Source organism: Kocuria sp. GQ42, from assembly GCF_059758435.1.
Map to the genome: position 1 here is coordinate 348,804 of NZ_JCAXEN010000004.1, position 19,037 is coordinate 367,840.

The 19,037-nt window shown below is 73.5% G+C and carries 18 protein-coding genes; 7 read left to right on the forward strand and 11 right to left on the reverse strand.

All coding sequences use genetic code 11. From position 1 onward, the window contains the following. Nucleotides 1–79: 79 nt before the first annotated feature. From AC6CH6_RS11220 to AC6CH6_RS11235, 4 genes are read left to right on the forward strand one after another with little or no spacing between them, the layout of a single operon-like run. Nucleotides 80–757 carry a GntR family transcriptional regulator gene (locus AC6CH6_RS11220; RefSeq protein WP_498255170.1) on the forward strand — a complete coding sequence of 226 codons (678 nt, stop codon included), beginning with the start codon at nucleotides 80–82 and terminating at the stop codon, nucleotides 755–757. A gap of 58 nt (nucleotides 758–815) precedes the next feature. After that, nucleotides 816–2,336 (forward strand): MmgE/PrpD family protein, encoded by a 1,521-nt coding sequence (locus tag AC6CH6_RS11225; RefSeq protein WP_498255171.1) that lies wholly within the window; start codon nucleotides 816–818, stop codon nucleotides 2,334–2,336. 4 nt (nucleotides 2,337–2,340) lie between these two features. Beyond that, the gene (gene prpB, locus AC6CH6_RS11230; protein WP_498255172.1) at nucleotides 2,341–3,249 is read left to right on the forward strand and encodes a methylisocitrate lyase; all 909 of its coding nucleotides are present in this window, start codon (nucleotides 2,341–2,343) and stop codon (nucleotides 3,247–3,249) included. A gap of 37 nt (nucleotides 3,250–3,286) precedes the next feature. Further along, nucleotides 3,287–4,429 (forward strand): bifunctional 2-methylcitrate synthase/citrate synthase, encoded by a 1,143-nt coding sequence (locus AC6CH6_RS11235; protein WP_498255173.1) that lies wholly within the window; start codon nucleotides 3,287–3,289, stop codon nucleotides 4,427–4,429. A 110-nt stretch (nucleotides 4,430–4,539) separates the two neighbouring features. Here the strand turns inward: AC6CH6_RS11235 and AC6CH6_RS11240 are convergent, their stop codons facing one another. The 10 genes from AC6CH6_RS11240 to AC6CH6_RS11285 all read right to left on the reverse strand — a co-directional run bounded on the left by AC6CH6_RS11240 (nucleotide 4,540) and on the right by AC6CH6_RS11285 (nucleotide 15,395). Beyond that, the gene (locus AC6CH6_RS11240) at nucleotides 4,540–5,724 is read right to left on the reverse strand and encodes a D-alanyl-D-alanine carboxypeptidase family protein (RefSeq protein WP_498255174.1); all 1,185 of its coding nucleotides are present in this window, start codon (nucleotides 5,722–5,724) and stop codon (nucleotides 4,540–4,542) included. Between the two features lie 128 nt (nucleotides 5,725–5,852). Next, nucleotides 5,853–6,884 carry a site-specific tyrosine recombinase XerD gene (locus tag AC6CH6_RS11245; protein ID WP_498255175.1) on the reverse strand — a complete coding sequence of 344 codons (1,032 nt, stop codon included), beginning with the start codon at nucleotides 6,882–6,884 and terminating at the stop codon, nucleotides 5,853–5,855. Further along, nucleotides 6,881–7,534 (reverse strand): NUDIX domain-containing protein, encoded by a 654-nt coding sequence (locus tag AC6CH6_RS11250; RefSeq protein ID WP_133411647.1) that lies wholly within the window; start codon nucleotides 7,532–7,534, stop codon nucleotides 6,881–6,883. The genes AC6CH6_RS11245 and AC6CH6_RS11250 overlap by 4 nt, the downstream gene beginning before the upstream one ends. Nucleotides 7,535–7,690: 156 nt before the next feature. After that, nucleotides 7,691–9,415 (reverse strand): CTP synthase, encoded by a 1,725-nt coding sequence (gene pyrG, locus AC6CH6_RS11255; RefSeq protein WP_276321336.1) that lies wholly within the window; start codon nucleotides 9,413–9,415, stop codon nucleotides 7,691–7,693. A 54-nt stretch (nucleotides 9,416–9,469) separates the two neighbouring features. Beyond that, the gene (gene recN / locus AC6CH6_RS11260; protein ID WP_498255176.1) at nucleotides 9,470–11,182 is read right to left on the reverse strand and encodes a DNA repair protein RecN; all 1,713 of its coding nucleotides are present in this window, start codon (nucleotides 11,180–11,182) and stop codon (nucleotides 9,470–9,472) included. After that, the gene (locus AC6CH6_RS11265) at nucleotides 11,179–12,240 is read right to left on the reverse strand and encodes an NAD kinase (protein ID WP_133411645.1); all 1,062 of its coding nucleotides are present in this window, start codon (nucleotides 12,238–12,240) and stop codon (nucleotides 11,179–11,181) included. Before AC6CH6_RS11265 ends, recN begins: the two co-directional genes overlap by 4 nt. A gap of 123 nt (nucleotides 12,241–12,363) precedes the next feature. Further along, nucleotides 12,364–13,110, reverse strand: coding sequence for a TlyA family RNA methyltransferase (locus AC6CH6_RS11270; protein WP_498255177.1), 747 nt, complete (start codon nucleotides 13,108–13,110; stop codon nucleotides 12,364–12,366). Further along, nucleotides 13,107–13,361, reverse strand: coding sequence for a hypothetical protein (locus AC6CH6_RS11275; protein WP_498255178.1), 255 nt, complete (start codon nucleotides 13,359–13,361; stop codon nucleotides 13,107–13,109). Before AC6CH6_RS11275 ends, AC6CH6_RS11270 begins: the two co-directional genes overlap by 4 nt. Further along, nucleotides 13,358–14,362, reverse strand: a complete 1,005-nt coding sequence (locus AC6CH6_RS11280) for an HAD-IIA family hydrolase (protein WP_498255179.1) — start codon at nucleotides 14,360–14,362, stop codon at nucleotides 13,358–13,360. The genes AC6CH6_RS11275 and AC6CH6_RS11280 overlap by 4 nt, the downstream gene beginning before the upstream one ends. Continuing rightward, complete coding sequence (locus tag AC6CH6_RS11285; RefSeq protein WP_498255180.1) at nucleotides 14,355–15,395, reverse strand: hypothetical protein; 1,041 nt, start codon at nucleotides 15,393–15,395, stop codon at nucleotides 14,355–14,357. The genes AC6CH6_RS11280 and AC6CH6_RS11285 overlap by 8 nt, the downstream gene beginning before the upstream one ends. A gap of 12 nt (nucleotides 15,396–15,407) precedes the next feature. Here AC6CH6_RS11285 and AC6CH6_RS11290 point away from each other — a divergent pair, with 12 nt between their 5' ends. The 3 genes from AC6CH6_RS11290 to AC6CH6_RS11300 all read left to right on the forward strand — a co-directional run bounded on the left by AC6CH6_RS11290 (nucleotide 15,408) and on the right by AC6CH6_RS11300 (nucleotide 18,257). Then, nucleotides 15,408–16,394 carry a hypothetical protein gene (locus AC6CH6_RS11290; protein ID WP_498255181.1) on the forward strand — a complete coding sequence of 329 codons (987 nt, stop codon included), beginning with the start codon at nucleotides 15,408–15,410 and terminating at the stop codon, nucleotides 16,392–16,394. 83 nt (nucleotides 16,395–16,477) lie between these two features. Further along, complete coding sequence (locus AC6CH6_RS11295) at nucleotides 16,478–17,716, forward strand: dicarboxylate/amino acid:cation symporter (protein ID WP_498255182.1); 1,239 nt, start codon at nucleotides 16,478–16,480, stop codon at nucleotides 17,714–17,716. A gap of 199 nt (nucleotides 17,717–17,915) precedes the next feature. Beyond that, entirely contained in the window at nucleotides 17,916–18,257 is a 342-nt protein-coding gene (locus AC6CH6_RS11300) for a YciI family protein (RefSeq protein WP_498255183.1), read from the forward strand. A 67-nt stretch (nucleotides 18,258–18,324) separates the two neighbouring features. Here the strand turns inward: AC6CH6_RS11300 and AC6CH6_RS11305 are convergent, their stop codons facing one another. Continuing rightward, nucleotides 18,325–18,807: a GyrI-like domain-containing protein gene (locus tag AC6CH6_RS11305; RefSeq protein ID WP_498255184.1), complete on the reverse strand. Its 483-nt coding sequence runs from the start codon at nucleotides 18,805–18,807 to the stop codon at nucleotides 18,325–18,327. Between the last annotated feature and the right edge of the window lie 230 nt (nucleotides 18,808–19,037).

The following is a 19,037-nucleotide window of genomic DNA, read 5'->3' on the forward strand; positions in this document are numbered from 1 at the left end:
TGCTCGTGCATTGTGATGCCTGTCACCCAGAGTCCGCGGCGCACTCCCCGTCGCGGGCGACAAGAGCGAGGAGGGAGCCGTGCGAGCCAGCGACCGCGCCTACGAGGCCCTGCGCGAGGACATCGTCGAGTGGCGGCTGCTCCCGGGCCAGGTGCTCGGCGAGGTCGAGCAGTCGGAGCGCTTCGGCATCTCGCGCACGCCGATCCGCGAGGCCCTCAGCCGGCTCACCGCCGACGGTCTCGCGGAGGCGCACCGGGGCCGCGGCGTCGTGGTCTCCCAGGTCTCCCTCGAGGACGTCCGCGCCCTGTTCGAGCTGCGGGAGGCCCTCGACTGCCGGGCGGCCCGGCTGGCCGCCCGGCGCCGCGACCCCGTCGCGTTCCAGGAGCTGGCCGCCGAGCTCGAGGCGGTCGTGGCCCAGCTCCACGGGCCGGGCACGGACCGGGCCGGGTACTACGACCTCGTGGAGCGCATGGACCGGGCCATCGACGAGGCCACGGCCAATCCGTACCTCACCGCGGCCCAGCGCTCCCTGCGCCTGCACCTGGCCCGGGTGCGCAAGCTCTCCCGCACCAACCCCGACCGGCTCGCGCGCGCCGCCGCCGAGCACGCCCAGATCGCCCGCGCCGTCGCGGAGGGCTCCGAGGAGCTCGCCGAGGCGTCGACCCGTGTGCACCTGGCCAACTCGCTGCAGGCCGTCCTGACCACCCCTGTCCGGGAGTGGGTCCAGCCCGCTCCCCCGCTCGAGGCCGCCGGCTGAGCGCGGACACCCCTTCGACCGCCGCCGGCGGTCGTCCGTCCCCACGAGAGGAACTCCCATGACCGTTCTCCATTCCGTGCGCGTCCACCCGTCCAAGGACAACCTGCCCCGCGAGGAGCAGCTGGCCTGGAAGATGGCCGAGGTCGCCGCGGACCCGGTCGAGGTCACCCCCGAGGTGACGGAGATGGTGATCAACCGGGTCCTGGACAATGCCTCGGTCGCGATCGCCTCGCTCAACCGGGCGCCGATCGTCTCCGCCCGGGACCAGGCCCTGGCCCATGCGCCGACCCCGGGCGGCACGGGCGCGGGCCTCTACGGCGTGGACACCGCCACCCGCAAGGTCTCCCCCGAGTGGGCGGCGTGGGCCAACGGCGTGGCCGTGCGCGAGCTCGACTACCACGACACGTTCCTGGCCGCCGAGTACTCCCACCCCGGCGACAACATCCCGCCGATCCTGGCCGTGGCCCAGCACGTGGGCGCGAACGGCCACGACCTGGTGCGCGGCATCGCCACCGGCTACGAGCTGCAGGTGGACCTCGTGAAGGCCATCTGCCTGCACGCCCACAAGATCGACCACGTCGCCCACCTCGGCCCGTCCGCGGCCGCCGGGATCGGCACCCTGCTCGGCCTTCCCGTCGAGACGATCTTCCACGCCATCGGCCAGGGCCTGCACACCACCACCGCGACCCGCCAGTCCCGCAAGGGCGAGATCTCCACCTGGAAGGCCCACGCGCCGGCCTTCGCCGGGAAGATGGCCGTCGAGGCCGTGGACCGCGCGATGCGCGGGCAGACGTCCCCCACCCCGATCTACGAGGGTGAGGACGGGGTCATCGCCTGGCTGCTGGACGGCCCGGGCGCCGCCTACGAGGTGCCGCTGCCGGCCCCGGGCGAGGCCAAGGCCGCGATCCTGGACACCTACACCAAGGAGCACTCGGCGGAGTACCAGGCGCAGGCCTGGATCGACCTGGCCCGCAAGCTGCACCGCGAGCGCCCCGAGCTGGCCGACCCGGCCCGGATCGAGCGCATCGTGCTGCACACCTCCCACCACACCCACTACGTGATCGGTACCGGGACCAACGACCCGCAGAAGTACGACCCGACCGCCACCCGGGAGACCCTCGACCACTCGATCCCCTACATCTTCACCGTCGCGCTCCAGGACGGGCACTGGGACCACGTGGGCTCCTACGCCCCCGAGCGCGCCGGCCGGCCCGACACCGTGGCCCTGTGGAACAAGGTCACCACGGCCGAGGACGCCGAGTGGACCCGCCGCTACCACTCCCTGGACCCGGCCGAGAAGGCCTTCGGCGGACGGGCCGAGATCACCCTGGCCGACGGCTCCACGGTGGTCGAGGAGATCGCCGTGGCCGACGCCCACCCGCTGGGGGCCCGCCCGTTCGCCCGCGAGCAGTACGTCACCAAGCTGCGCACCCTCGCCGCCGGGATCGTCGCCGACGACGAGCTGGAGCGCTTCATCGCCGCCGCCGAGAACCTCCCGTCCCTGGGCGCCGGCGAGCTCGACGCCCTCAACGTCACCGCCTCCGTCGACCTGCGCACCGGCACGAAGGGAATCTTCTAGAGCCATGCTGTTCTCCACCACCACCCCCGAGGCCAAGCGGATCGCCCTGCGCGAGATGCTGGCCGGCCCCCGCACCGTCCGCTTCCCCGGCGCCTACACCCCGCTGTCCACGAAGCTGATCCAGGAGCAGGGCTTCGACGGCGTCTACATCTCCGGGGCCGTGCTCGCCAACGAGCTCGGCTTCCCCGACATCGGGCTCACCGCCCTGCCCGAGGTGGCTGCCCGGGCCGGGCAGATCGCCCGGGTGACGGACCTGCCGTGCCTCGTGGACGCCGACACCGGCTTCGGCGAGCCCATGAACGTGGCCCGCACCGTCCAGGAGCTCGAGAACGCGGGCCTGGCCGGGTGCCACATCGAGGACCAGTTCAATCCCAAGCGCTGCGGCCACCTGGACGGCAAGAACGTCGTGGACCTGGCCACCGCCGTCAAGCGGATCCGGGCCGCCGCCGAGGCCCGCCGGGACCCGAACTTCCTGATCATGGCCCGCACCGACATCCGCGGGGTGGAGGGCCTGGACGCCGCCACCGAGCGGGCCCGGGCGCTGGTGGACGCCGGGGCGGACGCGATCTTCCCCGAGGCGATGGCCGACCTCTCGGAGTTCGAGGCGATGCGGGCCGCGGTGGACGTGCCGATCCTGGCGAACATGACCGAGTTCGGGAAGTCGCAGCTGTTCACCGCCGACCAGCTCCAGGACGCCGGGGTGAACATGATCATCTACCCGGTGACCCTGATGCGCGCCGCCCTGGGCGCCATGGAGCGCGTGCTGGACACCCTCCGCACCGACGGCACCCAGGAGGCGGCCGTGCCGGAGATGCTCACTCGCGCCCGGCTCTACGAGCTGGTGGACTACAACGGGTACAACCAGTTCGACTCCGGGGTCTTCGACTTCGAGGTCCCCGGGCTGCACCACTGACCGCACCCACCGCACCGACCACGTGAAGGAGACCACCATGACCGAGACCCAGAGCGAGGTCCACAAGGGACTGGCCGGCGTCGTCGCCGACTACACGGCCATCTCCAAGGTCAACCCGGACACCAACTCCCTGCTCTACCGCGGATATCCCGTCCAGGAGCTCGCGGCGAACTGCTCCTTCGAGCAGGTCGCCCTGCTGCTGTGGAACGGCGAGCTGCCCACGGACGAGGAGCTGGCGGAGTTCCGGGCCCGGGAGCGGGAGCACCGGGCGCTGACGCCCGAGCTGAAGGCGATCATCGACGCCCTGCCGACCACCTGCCACCCCATGGACGTGTGCCGCACCGCGGCCTCCGTCCTGGGCGCCCAGGACCCGCAGGCCGAGGACTCCTCCCCCGCGGCGAACCTGGCCAAGGCGCAGAAGCTGTTCGCGGCGATGCCCGCCGTCGTCTGCTACGACCAGCGCCGCCGCCGCGGCCAGGACATGGTGGAGCCGCGCGACGACCTCGACTACTCGGCGAACTTCCTGTGGATGGCCTTCGGGGAGGAGGCCGACCCCCAGGTCGTCGAGGCGTTCAACGTGTCGATGATCCTCTACGCCGAGCACTCCTTCAACGCCTCGACGTTCACGGCCCGGGTGGTGACCTCGACCCTGTCGGACCTGCACTCGGCGGTCACCGCCGCCATCGGCGCGCTCAAGGGGCCGCTGCACGGCGGGGCCAACGAGGCCGTCATGGAGACGTTCGTGGAGCTGGGCATCCGCAAGGAGGAGACCGAGGCCGAGGCCGAGGCCCGCGCCAAGGCCTGGATGGACGAGGCCCTGGCGGCGAAGAAGAAGGTCATGGGCTTCGGCCACCGCGTGTACAAGCACGGTGACTCGCGGGTGCCCACCATGAAGGCGGCCCTGGACACGATGGTCGCCCACTACGGCCGGGGCGAGCTGCTGGGCCTGTACAACGGGCTCGAGCGGTCCATGGACCAGGCGAAGGGCATCAAGCCCAACCTCGACTACCCGGCCGGTCCCACCTACTGGCTCATGGGCTTCGACATCCCCACGTTCACCCCGCTGTTCGTGGCCGCCCGAATCACCGGCTGGACCGCGCACGTCATGGAGCAGGTGGCCGCCAACTCCCTGATCCGCCCGCTGTCCGAGTACAACGGCCCCGACGAGCGCCACCTGTAGCGCGCCGGGCCGGGGGCGGATCCGCTGACCCGCCCCCGGCCCGTCCCCGCCGGCCCGCTCCCGTCCCGCGACGGTCCGGACGGGAGACCTCCGGGCGGGACGCGGCGGGCTCAGTAGGTGGGCGCCGCGGGCAGCCCCATGTAGTGCTCGAGCGTGGGGATGTCCTGGTCGACCATGCCGGAGGCCACGTGCACGCCGACGTAGCGCAGGTGCCACGGCTCGTAGGCGTAGCCGGTGGTCGCGGTCCGGCCGCGGGGATACCGCACGACGAAGCCGTGCTCGTGGGCGTGCTCGCGCGCCCACGCCCCGGCCGGGGTCCCCTCGAAGCAGCTCTGCAGACCGCACTCCCCGCTCGGGTCGCCGATGTCCATGACCAGCCCGGTCTGGTGCTCGCTGTGACCCGGCCTCGCCGAGATCAAGTCCGCCTGCGCCTGCCCGTAGCGCGCCACGTAGTCGCGGTAGAGGCCGGCCTGCGTGGCGTAGGAGCGGTAGCCGCTGACCGCGGTCAGGGGCGCGCCGTCCGCCGCCGCGGCCCGCTGCATCCGCCGGAACGCCGCGGCGGCGTCCGCCCGCAGGAGCTGCCCGCCCACGGACTCGAGGGGGCGCGGCACGTGGTCGGCCGGGTCGAGGGGGCGGCGCTTGTTGACGACGACGTACACCGACGCGGCACGGTCGATCTCCCGGACCACCCTGGTCCCGGCGCCGCGGGCCCAGCTGACGGACCCGCGCTGGAAGGTCTGCCGGCAGCCGCCGCCCGTGCAGGACTCCGCCGAGACCGGGTACCCCAGGGCGCCGTGCTCCGCGCCGTGGCGCAGCCAGGCCGCCCGGATGCCGCCGCCGGTGGGATGCGCCCCGCTCGGCCGCGACCACACCACGACCCCGCCCTCGAAGGCCTGGTGGCAGCCGGCGTCGCGCAGTCCGCACACCTCACGGCCCACGGGGTAGCCCAGCGGCCCCCGCTCGTGGTCCTGCGCGGCCCACGCCGCACGGATCGCACCCCACGTGGGACGGGCCCCGGTCCGCGGGGACCAGTGGATGGTCCCGCGCTCGAACTTCTGGTAGCAGCCGCCCCGGACGAGCCCGCACCGCTCGGCCCCCAGGGCCCGGCCGAGCCGGCCGTCCGCTCCCCCGAGCCGCTGGTGCTCGGCCTGGATCGCCGTGGCCCCGAACGCCGGGGTGCCGAGGCCCGGGAGGACCAGTCCCGGGAGCGCCAGTCCCAGGGCGAACAGCAGGACGAGCAGCGTCCGGCCCGTCCGCCCGGTCCTCCGCGTGCTGGGCTGCGTGGTCTCGCGCATGACGTCCCCGTCCGTCCGCCGAGCGGAGCGCCCGGGCGTGCGTCCAGGCTAGGCCGCCGGCGGGCCTTCCCGATAGCACCGGCGCGTGTGTGACCCCTCCGAGACACGCTGCCGGTGACCCGCCCCGGCTACCGGGCGCGGGGGTGGGCAGCGGCGTAGACCTCGCGCAGGGAGTCGACGGTCACCAGGGTGTAGACCTGGGTGGTGCTGACCGACGCGTGGCCGAGCAGCTCCTGGACGACCCGCAGGTCGGCGCCGCCCTCGAGGAGGTGGGTCGCGAAGGAGTGACGCAGCGTGTGCGGGGTGATCCGGTCGCCCAGGCCCACCCGCTCCGCCGCGGTCTTCACCGTGGTCCACGCCGTCTGGCGGCTGATCCGCCCGCCCCGGGCGTTGAGGAACAGCGCGGGGGTGCCTCGTCCCCGGGCGGCGAGCGCGGGCCGGCCCCGCACGAGCCACTCGTCCACGGCGCGCACGGCCCAGGAGCCCAGCGGCACCATCCGCTCCTTGCCGCCCTTGCCGAACAGCCGCACGAAGGGCATCCCCGCGCCGCTCTCCTCCGGTTCCCCGCTGCGGCGCACGGCCCGGGAGAGGTCGTCGACGTCGAGGCCGGTCGCCTCCGAGATCCGGGCGCCCGTCGAGTAGAGCAGCTCCAGCAGCGCCCGGTCGCGCAGCTGCTGGGGGGTGTCGGTGCCGGTCGACTCGAGCAGCGCGGTGACCTGCTCGACCGGGACGGCCTTGGGCAGGCGCATCCCAGGAGTGGGCGGCTGGACGGGGGCCGCGGGGTCCGTGCGCGTCATCCCCTCGAGGACCCAGAACCGGTGGGCGCCCCGGACCGCGACGAGGGTGCGGGCGGCGCTGCGGGTGCTCAGGGGCTCGCTGTCCTGCGACCCGGCGGACAGGTCCCGGAGGAAGTCGCGCACGTGACCGGTGGTGATGCCCTCCGGGGTGGTCACGGGCGGGTCCGTCCGCTCGCGGAGGTGCTCGGCGTAGCGGCGCAGGTCCCGGCGGTAGGCGGCCAGCGTGTTGGCGGCCAGGCCCCGTTCGACGGCCAGGTGCTGCAGATAGCGCTCCAGGGCGCGGTCGAGCGCGTCGCCGGGGTGGTCACCGGACGGGGCGCCGGGCGAGATCCCGGACGTACCGTCGGCGGGGAGGTCGGTCACCGGAGGTCGGGGTGACCGGGCCACGGGGCGTCGGCCGGGCGCAGGGACCGGTAGCCCTCCGCCCGGGCGGCGTGGGCGGCGAGGACGCCGATCACCGCGGCGGGCGAGTTCAGCCGGCCCTCCAGCACCGCCCGCACCGCGCCGTCGAGCGGGACCCACGCCCCGTGGATCTCCGCCTCCTCCCCGTCGCGCTCGTGGAGCTCGTGGTCGGGGACGTCGCTGAGACCACGGGCCAGGAAGATCCGGTTGGCCTCCGAGGAGGAACCGGGGCTGTTGTGGAAGTCAACGAGCACGTCCCAGCGCTCGGCCCGCAGGTCGGCCTCCTCCGCGAGCTCCCGCTGGGCCGCCACGGCGGGGTCCTCCCCCTCGACGTCGAGCAGGCCGGCGGGGATCTCCCACATGGTCATCCCGACCGGCCGGCGGTACTGGTTGATCAGGAACACCTCGTCGTGGTCGTTGAGCACGAGCACGGACACGGCGCCGGGGTGGGTGATGTAGTCGCGCCGCAGCGGGTCCTCCCCCCGGGCGAGCTCGAACTCGTCGCGCCGGACGTCCCAGATGAAGCCCTCGTAGACCGTCTCGGAGGCCACCGTGCGGCGGTCGCTGAGCTGGTCGGAGAGCTCCTCGGGTGCGAGGTGGCGGATGTCCATGGGGGTCCCTTTCGGAGCGGCCGCCGTCGCGGGGCGACGGGAGCGGCGGGCGGGGTGCGGGTGGGGAGACGGTGCAGGTGGGGAGACGGTGCAGGCGCCGGTCCTCGCGAGGACCGGCGCCTGCACCGGGACGCCCGTGCGGTGACGGGCGGGGGCTCAGCGGCCCTCGGCCTCACGGCGCTCGAGGGCCGCCTTGACGAGCCCGTCGAACAGCGGGTGCGGGCGGGTCGGGCGGGACATGAGCTCGGGGTGCGCCTGGGTGCCCACGTAGTACGGGTGAACGTCGGCGGGCAGCTCCACGAACTCCACGAGGGTGCCGCCCGGAGAGGTCCCGGAGATCACGAGCCCCGCCTCCTCGAGGCGCTCGCGGTACTCGTTGTTGACCTCGTAGCGGTGGCGGTGGCGCTCCTTGACCTCGGTGGAGCCGTAGGCGCCGGCCACGACGGACCCGGGCCGCAGCTGCGCGTCGTAGAGGCCGAGCCGCATGGTGCCGCCGAGGTCGCCGGCGCCCTCGACGAACTGCTTCTGCTCGTCCATGGTCGCCACGACCGGGTGGGCGGTCTCCGGCTCGAACTCGGTCGAGGAGGCCCCGGCCAGGCCGAGCTCCGAGCGGGCGAACTCGATGACCATGCACTGCAGGCCCAGGCACAGCCCGAGGGTCGGGATGCGGTGCTCCCGGGCGAAGCGCAGGGTGCCGAGCTTGCCCTCGATGCCGCGGATGCCGAAGCCCCCGGGGACGCAGATCGCGTCGACGTCGCCGAGCTCGCGCTGGGCGCCCTCCGGCGTCTCGCACAGGTCCGAGGCCACCCACTTGATCTTCACGCGGGCGTCGTTGGCGAAGCCGCCGGCCCGCAGGGCCTCGGAGACCGACAGGTAGGCGTCCGGCAGGTCGATGTACTTGCCGACCATGGCCACCGTGACGAAGTGGGACGGTTCGTGCACGGCCTTGAGCAGCCGCTCCCACTGCGCCAGGTCCGCGTCCCGGTAGTCCAGCCCCAGGTAGTCGAGGATGTAGGTGTCGAGCCCCTGGGTGTGCAGGGTCCTGGGGATGTCGTAGATGCTCGGGGCGTCGGGGCAGGAGATCACGGCGTCGTGGTCGACGTCGCAGGCGTTGCCGATCTTGCGCAGCATCGTGTCCGGCACCTGCCGGTCGGAGCGCAGCACCAGCGCGTCCGGCTGGATGCCGAGCCCGCGCAGGGCCGCCACGGAGTGCTGGGTCGGCTTGGTCTTCAGCTCGCCCGAGGGCCCGATGTACGGGATCAGGGAGACGTGCAGGTAGAACACGTTGCGGCGGCCGACGTCCTGGCGGACCTGCCGTGCGGCCTCGAGGAACGGCTGGGACTCGATGTCGCCGACCGTGCCGCCGATCTCGGTGATGATGATGTCCGGCTGGTCGTCGCCCTGCGCGCGGCGGCGCATGCGGTTCTTCAGCTCGTCGGTGATGTGGGGGATGACCTGGACGGTGTCCCCGAGGTACTCGCCGCGGCGCTCCTTGGCGATGACCGTGGAGTACACCTGGCCGGTGGTCACGTTCGCCGAGGCGTCGAGGTTCTCGTCGAGGAACCGCTCGTAGTGGCCGATGTCGAGGTCGGTCTCCGCCCCGTCGTCGGTCACGAAGACCTCGCCGTGCTGGAAGGGGTTCATGGTGCCCGGATCGACGTTGAGGTACGGATCCAGCTTCTGCATCGTCACGGAGAGCCCGCGCGCCCGCAGCAGCATCCCGAGGGACGAGGCCGTCAGGCCCTTGCCGAGGGAGGAGGCCACGCCGCCCGTCACGAAGATCTGGCGGGTCACCTTGCCCGGTCGCTGGTTTTCGGTCTGCTGTGCGCCGGCCTCGTGGGCGGCTTCGTTTGCATTCACCACGGAATTCGACCCTATCATTCTTGTCCGCTCAGGACGTCGGTTGCGTGCTGGGGATCACCGGGCGGCGGCACCTCAGAGCGCCGCGCCGCGGACGAGTTCCCGGGCGTGCTCACGGGCCGCCGCGGAGTCCTCGTGGCCCGCGAGCATGCGGGCGAGCTCCACCACGCGCTCCTCCGCGTCGAGCACGCGCACGTCGCTGACCGTGGCGTCCGTGCTCTTGGTGACGAGGATGTGCTGGTCGGCGAACGCCGCGACCTGCGGCAGGTGCGTGACCACGAGGACCTGGACGTGCTGGGCGAGCATCTTCAGCCGGCGGCCGATCTCCACGGCGGCCTTGCCGCCCACCCCCGAGTCCACCTCGTCGAAGACGAAGGTGGGCACGGGGTCCACGGCGGCGAGGACCACCTCGATGGCGAGCATGAGGCGGGACAGCTCGCCGCCGGAGGCGCCCTTGCCGAGGGGCCGGGGCGCGGCGGCGGCGTGCGGTCTGAGGAGGAACGAGATCTCGTCCCTCCCGTGACCGGAGAACTCCTCGGTGGGCTCGACCTCGATGACGAGGGAGGCGTTGGGCATGGCCAGCGCCGTGAGCTCGGAGCTGACGGCCCCGGAGAGCCGGTGGGCGGCGTCCCGGCGCCGTTCGGTCATCCGCGCGGCCAGCTCGCTCAGCTCGGCGTGCAGCTGCTCGAGCCGCGCCCGGAGCTCCTGCTCCCGCGCGGGGTCGTCGGTGAGCTCGTCGAGGCGCGCCCGCGAGCGCCCCGCCCAGTCGAGGACCTCGTCCACGGTGGCGCCGTACTTGCGGGTCAGGGACTTGAGCTTGGCCCGCCGGGACTCCACCTCGGCCAGGCGGGCGGGGCCCTCGTCGTCGAGCCCCGAGGCGTAGCCCGAGAGGTCCGCGGCGATGTCGTTGACGAGCACGGCCAGCTCGGCGACCCGTCCCGACAGCTCCTCGAGATCACGGTCGGCGCCGGACTCCTGCTCCAGGGCCCGGTGCGCCGCCGCCACGAGGGCTGTCGCGTCCGGGGTGTCGGCGTCGGCGAACTCCCCGCCGCTGAGAGCGGCGTGGGCCGTGAGGGCGGCGGCGCGCAGCTGCTCGAGGTTGGTCAGCTTCTGGCTCTCCTGGTCGAGCCGCTCGTCCTCGCCGGGCTGGGGGTCCACGGCGTCGATCTCCTCGAGGGCGCCCTGCAGGCTCTGCGCCTCGAGGGCGCGTTCGCGGCCGTGCTCGGTGACCTCGCGCAGGGTCTGCTGCACGGAGCGGTACTCGGCGAGGCGCTCCCGGTAGCGGCGCAGCTCGGCGGCCAGCTCCTCCCCCGCGTACTGGTCCAGGGCGTGGCGCTGGGCGGCCGGGGACCTCAGCCGCAGCTGGTCGGACTGGCCGTGCACCGCCACCAGGGTCTGGCCCACCGCGGAGAGGGTGCCCACGGGAGCGGAGCGGCCACCGACGTGGGCGCGGCTGCGCCCCTCCGCGGTCACCGTCCGCGCGACGGTGACGAGAGCCTCCTCGGCGTCCCCGACGGCCTCGACGTCGACCGCGCCGCCGGCGTCCTCGACGAGGACCGCGGCGGGATGGCCCGCCGGCACCCGCACGACGGCCTCGGCGACGGCCTTGGGCGCCCCGGAGCGCACGGCGCCGGCGTCGGAGCGGTTGCCCAGCAGCATCCCGAGGGCGGTCACCACCATGGTCTTGCCCGCGCCGGTCTCACCGGAGAGGATGCTCAGCCCCGGGCCGAGAGGCAGCACGGCGTCGGTGATGACCCCGAGGTCGTGGATGCGGATCTCCTCGATCATTCAGCCGGCCTCCCCGGACTCGTCGCGGGTGCGATGGGCGCCGGGGCGTCCGGCTCGTGCGGCATCTCGTGCCCGACGGTGGACTTCTGCTGCTCCTGCGCCTCGTCGCCGCGGACGGTGGGCAGGGCCGTGGTCCGCGCCGCGGCCGCCTCGTGCGGGGGCACCGGCCCCCGCCAGCCGCTCGTGGGCAGCTCGAACTTCCGCACGAGCCGCTCCGAGAAGGGGGTGAGGTGCATCCGCGCGAGGTTGACCGCCTTCGGGGAGCGCACCACCTCGATCCGGGAGCCCGGCGGCAGCTCGGTGGTCCGGCGCCCGTCGCACCACAGCACACCGCGGGCGTCGGTGCGGGTGAGGACCTCGACGGCCATCATGGAGTTCGGGGAGATGACCAGGGGCCGGGAGAACAGGGCGTGGGCGCTGAGGGGCACCATGAGCAGCGCCTCGACCTCGGGCCACACCACGGGCCCGCCCGCGGAGAACGCGTAGGCAGTGGAGCCGGTCGGGGTGGCGAGGACCACGCCGTCGCACCCGAAGGTGCTCAGCGGCCGGCGGTCCACCTCGATGACCACCTCGACCATCTTCTCGCGGTCGCCCTTCTCCACCGAGGCCTCGTTCAGCGCCCAGGTGTGCAGGACCTTCTTCTCGCCCTGCCACACGGTGACGTCGATCGTCATGCGCTGCTCCACCGTGTAGCGCCCGTCCACGATGGCCTCCACGGACTCGCGCAGGTCGGAGCGCTCGCTCTCGGCGAGGAAGCCCACGTGGCCCAGGTTGACCCCGAGCAGCGGGGTGTCCACGCTGCGCACCAGTTCGGCGGCGCGCAGGATGGACCCGTCCCCGCCGAGCACCATGACGAGCTCGATCTCCCGCAGGGAGACGTCCTCCTCGATGACCTCCACGGGCGCCAGCGGCTCCGCGTCCTCCTGGAGCGCCTCGAGGTCCGCCCGCGAGATCACCGGCACCAGGCCGGCCTCGTGCAGCTGGAGACAGGAGTCGCGGGCGGCGTCCTTGGCCTCTTGCCGGCCCATGTGGGCCATGACCAGGATCTTTCTGCTCACCGGGTCCTCCCGTTCTCGACTGCTCGGTGCGCGCGGGCGTCGTCAGGACCGGGACCGGCCCGTGGCGCACGCCGTGCCCGCGGACCGGGCACCGCTCACCACCCTACGCGAGGGCGGGGACAGTCAGGACGGCTTGTCCCGGCGGCACCACAGGAAGAACTCGTGGTTGCCGTCCTGCCCCGGCAGCGGACTGCGCTCCCGGCCCCGGACCGACAGTCCGTGGGCCCGGGCGGCGGCGGCCACGGCCTCGACGGCCCGGGCCCGCTCCTGCTCGCTCGTGACCACCCCCGTGCGCGCGAGGCGCTCGGCGCCCACCTCGAACTGCGGCTTGACCATGAGCACGAGGTCACCGTCCGGCACCGTGGCCGCCGCCAGCGGCTCCAGGACCAGGGTGAGCGAGATGAAGGACAGGTCGCAGACCGTGAGCTCCGCCGGGCCGCCGATGTCCTCGGGGCGCATCCAGCGCACGTTCATGCCCTCCAGCACCCGGACCCGGGGATCTGCCCGGAGCGAGGGGTCGAGCTGGTCGTGGCCCACGTCCACGGCGACGACCTCCCGGGCGCCGCGTCGCAGCAGCACGTCGGTGAACCCGCCCGTCGAGGCGCCGGCGTCGAGGCACCGCTTGCCGGCCACGCCGATGTCCGGGAAGGCCGCGAGCGCTCCGGCGAGCTTGTGCCCGGCCCGGCTGACGTAGTCCGGGACGTCCGCGGGCCGGACCTCCAGCAGGTCCTCGGGGCCGACCCGGACGGAGGGCTTGGTCGCGGGGCGGCCGTTCACGAGGACCCGGCCCTCGCCGATCCACCGGGCGGCGACCGTGCGGGAGCGGGCCAGCGCCCGCGTGGTCAGCTCCTGGTCGAGACGGGAGCTCACCGGTGCGCCGCCTCCTCCTGTCCGGTGCCGGGTCGCGGCACGAGGCCGGCGGGGACCGTGCCGGCCTCGGCGTCGAGCTCGGCGACGAGTGCCGCGTGCAGCTCGTCGTAGCGGCCGGGGTGCTCCGCGACGGGCAGCGCCTCCAGCTCACCGGCACGGTCCAGCACGGCGTCCACCCGGGCGTGACCGGTCGGGCGCAGGGCTGGACCGTCGTCCCCGGCCGCGCGCTGCGCCCCGGCGCCCCCGGTCACTCGCCCGCCTCCCACTCGGGGTCCGGGACCACGGGGACATCGGTGTCGGGGTGCGCCGCCCACCAGGCCGCGCACGCGGCCCGCCAGGCGTCGAGGTCGTCCTGGGCGCCGCGGATCCGCAGCCGTGTGCCGTCGGTCTCGGCCTCCGCCGCCCCGCAGCGCGCGGAGTGCGCTCCGGCGGAGGACGAGACCTCGACGTCGGGGTACGGCTCGAAAAGCGCGTGCAGGGTCCCGACGACGTGGTCCGGGCGCTCCGCGCTGCACGCGGCGAGGATCGTGTGCACGGTGTCCACTCCGGTGAGGACCGCGATCGTCGCGAAGCCGGCGGCGTTGCCGCCCCGGATGTCGGTGTCCAGCCGGTCCCCCAGCACCACGGGCCGGGCGCTGCCCGCGCGCTCGGCGGCGGTGCGGAAGATGGGGGCCTCCGGCTTGCCGGCCACGACCGGCGGCCGCGCCGTCGTGGCCGCCACGGCGGCCACGAGCGTGCCGTTGCCGGGTGCCAGACCGCGGGCCTGCGGAATGGTGCGGTCGGTGTTGGTCGCGACCCACAGCACGTCCGGGTCGGCCAGCGTGTACGCGGCCTCGGCCAGCTCGGCCCAGCCCAGGCCGGGGTCGAAGCCCTGGATCACGGCGCGGGGCTCGTCGGACTGGGCGCGGACCGGGACCAGCCCGGCCTCCGCGACGACGTCGGCCAGGGCCTGGGAACCGGTGACGAGCACCGCGGTGCCGGCCGGGACCCGCTGCGCCAGGAGCTCGGCTCCCGCCTGCGCGGCGCTCACCACGCCGTCCGGGCCCGTGGGCACGCCCAGGTCCGTCAGGTGCTCGGCGACCGTCGCGACGGAGCGCGAGGCGTTGTTCGTCACGAACACCACGGGCACGCCGTCCGCGGCGATCCGGCGGAGGACCTCCGGTGCGCCGGGGATGGCGTGCGGGCCGGCGTAGACGACGCCGTCCAGATCGCTCAGGACGGCGTCGTACCGGTCGAGCAGCCGCTCAGCCACGCTGCGGGCCGCCGTCCGTGCCGTCGTTCGCCTCGTCACTCGCGTCGTCGCCGCCGAGGTCCGTGAGATCCGCGTCGTCGTCCGGGTCGAGATCGGCCTCGGAGCCGCCCTCGAAGTCGTCGTCCGGGTCCAGGTCGTGCTCCGAGCCCTCCGCCTCGTCGTCCGGGTCCAGGTCCGGTTGCTCCTCGGTGCCCTCGTCAAGCACGTCCTCGGTCTCGTCGTCCGCCCCGCCGTCGGGGTCGAGGCCCGGATTGTCGCCGGCGACCTCAGCCGCGTCCGGGACCGGTGCGTCCGCCGGGTCCGAGGTCGGGTCCTGAGCCGTCTCCTCGGCGTCGGCCAGGACGACGCCGCCGGCCGGCACCTGCTCGGTCTCCTCCTCGTCGTCGAAGTCGACGATCTCCGGCTCGGCGAACTGCCCCGTCCCGAGGGCGGCCTCGGCCACCACGGCCTGCCGGTCCCAGGTCAGGGCCTCGCGGTCCCTCCCGACGCCCCGCAGCGCCTCGGCGTAGGCGCGGAACAGCCGGGGGCTGTACGGGAAGCCCCGGTTCCTGTCCAGCTGCGGAATGGTCAGCGCGTCCACCGCACCCTGGGCGTCCCCCTGGTCCCGGCGCATGCCGGCCAGGACGATGGCCAGCTCCACCTTCTCGCTGGGCTCCAGCGACTGCACGGCCTCGGACGTCGCGAGCTCCACGGCCTTGTCCAGGCGCCCGAGGGCCCGCTCGCAGTCGACCATCAGAGGCAGGTGGATGTCGGCTCCGGTCATCCGGCGGAACGTGCGCAGCTCCTTGAGCGCCAGTGCGTAGTCACCGGCCTCGTACGCCGCGACGCCGGTCGCCTCCCGCACCGCGGCGATGCGACCGCCGCGCCGTCCCGCCGCCTGCGCGTGCTCGAGCGCGAGCTCGGGGACGTCGAGCAGGTAGCGCCCGGCCATGACCAGGTGCTTGGCGACGGCCTCGGCGTTGCGCGGCTCGAGCGCCCCCAGCTGGGCACGGGTCGGCTTGTCGAGCTCACGACCCGTGATGTCCTCGTCCACCTCGGGCGCCCGGTGACGGTGGGTCGAGACGTCGTCCCGGTCGTCACGCCGGCCCCGGTAGCCCTCGTCGCGGTCCGGGAACCCGCCGCGGCGGTCACCGCGCGGCGCGTACCCGCCGCGGCGGTCGTCGCCGTGGCCTCCGCGACGGTCGTCCTGCCGGTCGTCCCGACGGTCGCCTCGCGGCGCGTAGCCACCGCGACGGTCGTCCTGCCGGTCGTCACGACGACCGCGGTAGCCCTCGCCCTCACGGCGCGGCCCCCGCTCACCCTGCCGGTCGTCCCGACGGTCACCTCGCGGGGCATACCCGCCACGACGGTCGTCCTGCCGGTCATCGCGACGGTCACCGCGGGGGGCGTAGCCACCGCGACGGTCGTCCTGGCGGTCGTCGCGACGACCACGGTAGCCATCGCCCTCACGGCGCGGCCCCCGCTCACCCGGCCGGTCACCGCGCGGGGCATACCCACCGCGACGGTCGTCCTGGCGGTCGTCGCGACGACCACGGTAGCCATCGCCCTCACGGCGCGGCCCCCGCTCACCCTGCCGGTCGTCCCGACGGTCACCCCGCGGGGCATACCCACCACGACGGTCGTCCTGACGGTCGTCCCGACGGTCACCCCGCGGCGCGTACCCACCACGACGGTCGTCCTGACGGTCGTCCCGACGGTCACCCCGCGGCGCGTACCCACCACGACGGTCGTCCTGACGGTCGCGGCCGGGCCGGTCGGCGGCTCCGCGGTCCTCGGAGTTGCGTCCGCGCGCCTCGCCGTCGCGAGCCGGACCGCGCCGCCCCTCGTCGAAACGGCGTCGGGGCTGGGCGCCGGACCGGTCGCCCTCGCGCCCGGCTCCTCCGCCGGACCGGCGGTCGCCGGACTGTCCGTTCCGACGCTCGTCCCGGGACCCGTGCTGGAAAGACTCGGACACGTACCGCTCCTCTGTGCCGACGCGGTGCCGGTCGGCTCTCGTGGATGTCGGCGGTGGCCGGAGAACGGTCCGCCATGATGATCGTTCCCATTGTATAAGCAGGTCCGACGACCCTCTGTCCCGATTCGTCCCCGGCCGGGCCCTCGTCGGATGTTGGGCTCATGTCCAAAAAACCCCTCACGTCCCACCTCCTGGTGCGCGTGCTGCTCGGCATCGTCCTGGGCGTCGCCTGCGGTCTGTTCTTCCCCGAACCGCTCGCCCGGGCCTTCCTGACGTTCAACGGCCTCTTCAGCGCTTTCCTCGGCTTCATCGTCCCGCTGCTGATCGTCGGTCTCGTCACCCCGGCCATCGGCGACCTCGGCAGAGGGGCCGGCAAGTGGCTCGGCGTGACCGCCGCCATCGCGTACGCCTCCACCGTCCTCTCCAGCCTGCTGGCCTTCGCCGTCGCCCGCGCCGGATACCCGTGGCTGCTGGACGGGGAGCGCGACGTCGACGCCCTGGCCAACCCGGAGGAGAGCGCCCTCGCCGGCTTCTTCACGCTCGAGATGGAACCCGTGTTCGGCGTCATGACAGCGCTCCTCCTGGCCTTCTGCCTGGGGGTGGGCATCACCCTCATACCGGGTGACACCCTCCACCGGAGCATGGACGACCTGCGTCGGATCATCATGCGCATCGTGGAGCTGGTCATCATCCCGCTGCTGCCCCTCTACATCTTCGGGATGTTCATGGGCCTCACCATGAACGGTCAGATCCTGGTGGTCGTCGCCACCTTCTCGAAGGTGGTGCTCGTCGCCCTGGCACTGTCCGTCGTGCTGCTCGTCGCCCAGTACGTCGTCGCAGGGATCTACGTGGGCCGCAACCCCGCGACCCTGCTGAAGAACATGCTTCCGGCCTACGCCACAGCGCTGGGCACGTCGTCCTCCGCCGCGACCATCCCGGTCACCCTGAGGTGCGCGGAGACCAACGGCGTCCGTCCGTCCGTGGCAGGCTTCGTGATCCCGCTGAGCGCGACGATCCACCTCGCCGGATCCACCCTGAAGATCGTGCTGTTCTCGACGGCCGTCATGACCATCACCGGCACCCCGATCGACGACGTGGCCTACGTGGGCTTCATCCTCATGCTGGGGATCACGATGGTCGCCGCCCCGGGCGTTCCCGGCGGGGCGATCATGGCGGCCGTGGGTCTGCTCCAGGGCATGCTCGGCTTCGACGAGACCGCGGTGGCCCTGATGATCGCCACGTACATCGCCATCGACTCCTTCGGCACCGCGACGAACGTGACCGGGGACGGCGCCATCGCCGTGGTCATGAACAAGCTCATCGGCCGGCGCACGGTAACCGGATCCGCGCAGGAGAGGCCGGCGGAGCTGACGCTGTCGGACTCACACACCGCTCGGTAGTCGTCCGGCTCCTTCCACTGCGGGGCGGGGCTCCGCAGCGCCCGCTCGGACGGTCCCCCTCGACCGGATGCCGCGGATCGTTCCCGAAGCTCCGCCTTGACCCCAGGTCGGGCGCCGGAGCCATAATCGGGCGGGGTACCCATGCGGTGCCCCGCCGAGGAGCCGAGGGACGGCGCCGCCGGAGCAGAGGAGTCCTTCCATGACGAAGTACCTGATCTCGTTCCCGAGTGAGGCCATGGTGGTCCCCGAGGAGGATTTCGAGGCGGTGGTGGAGGCCTCGCACGCCGTCATCGAGGAGGCCAAGGCGGCGGGCGTGTACGTCTTCGGCGGCGGGATCGACGAGGACGTGGACCCGGTGCTCGTGGCCGCTGACGGCACCGTCACCGAGGGCACGCATCCGGGCCACGAGGCGACCAACGGCGGCTACACCGTTCTCGAGCTGCCCTCGCGGGAGGCGGCACTCGAGTGGGCCGCGACGTTCGCCGCCGCCTGCCGCTGCCCGCAGGAACTCCGGCAGTTCGGGTACGACCCGGCCAGTTGACGAGGACAGCTCCGGGGCCCCGGGCACGAGGCCTTCCCCGGCCGTGGGCGGAGCGGCCCGTGGGGCATCAGGGACGAAGCATCCAGTGGAGCTCGGTGACCATGTCGGCAGGGTCGTCCCCCGGCCGCGGCTCGGTCACGTAGACCTCCCACATGCGGTCGCCGAGGGCGAGGCCCTGCTCCCCCGCCCACTCCACCAGATGCTGCCAGGATCGTCCGAGGTCGTCGTAGTTGCCGCGGTGCACGGACGTCACCACGCGAGAGGCAGGCAGCCGGCCCGCCATCACTGCGCCCTTCAGGGAGACCTCCCCCTGCACCGGGAAACCGACCTCAAGGTGCACCGTCTCCGCCGGAACCCCGTGGTAGACGGCCATCGGAGGACCGCTCGGCTCGAAAGCCCCGTCGGACATCGCCTGTCCCAGTTCGCCGAAGGCGCGGTCGAAGAACTCCCGCAGCTCGCTCACGGCCACCGTCCCCGTCACCACCGCCGTGGGCTGCTCGTCCTGCTCCATCACCCTCGGGGTCTCGGACTCATCGTCGGTCGCATCCATGCCCGCATTATGCGCCGAGAGCCGTTCCCGCGCTTCTGTGACGGACAGCGGTCGGTCCGTGGAGCGGGGGCCGTACCGCGGGTCCGGCTCACCTCCGCCGGCGGCAGTGGAGCCCTGGGACGAGGACAGGCCCTCACCGTGCCATGAGGGCCTGTGCCGTAGAGCTCGTGCTGACAACGGGTGTTAAATGCGGGGAGCCCCCGCACGGTGTGCGGGGGCTCGACCCTTCT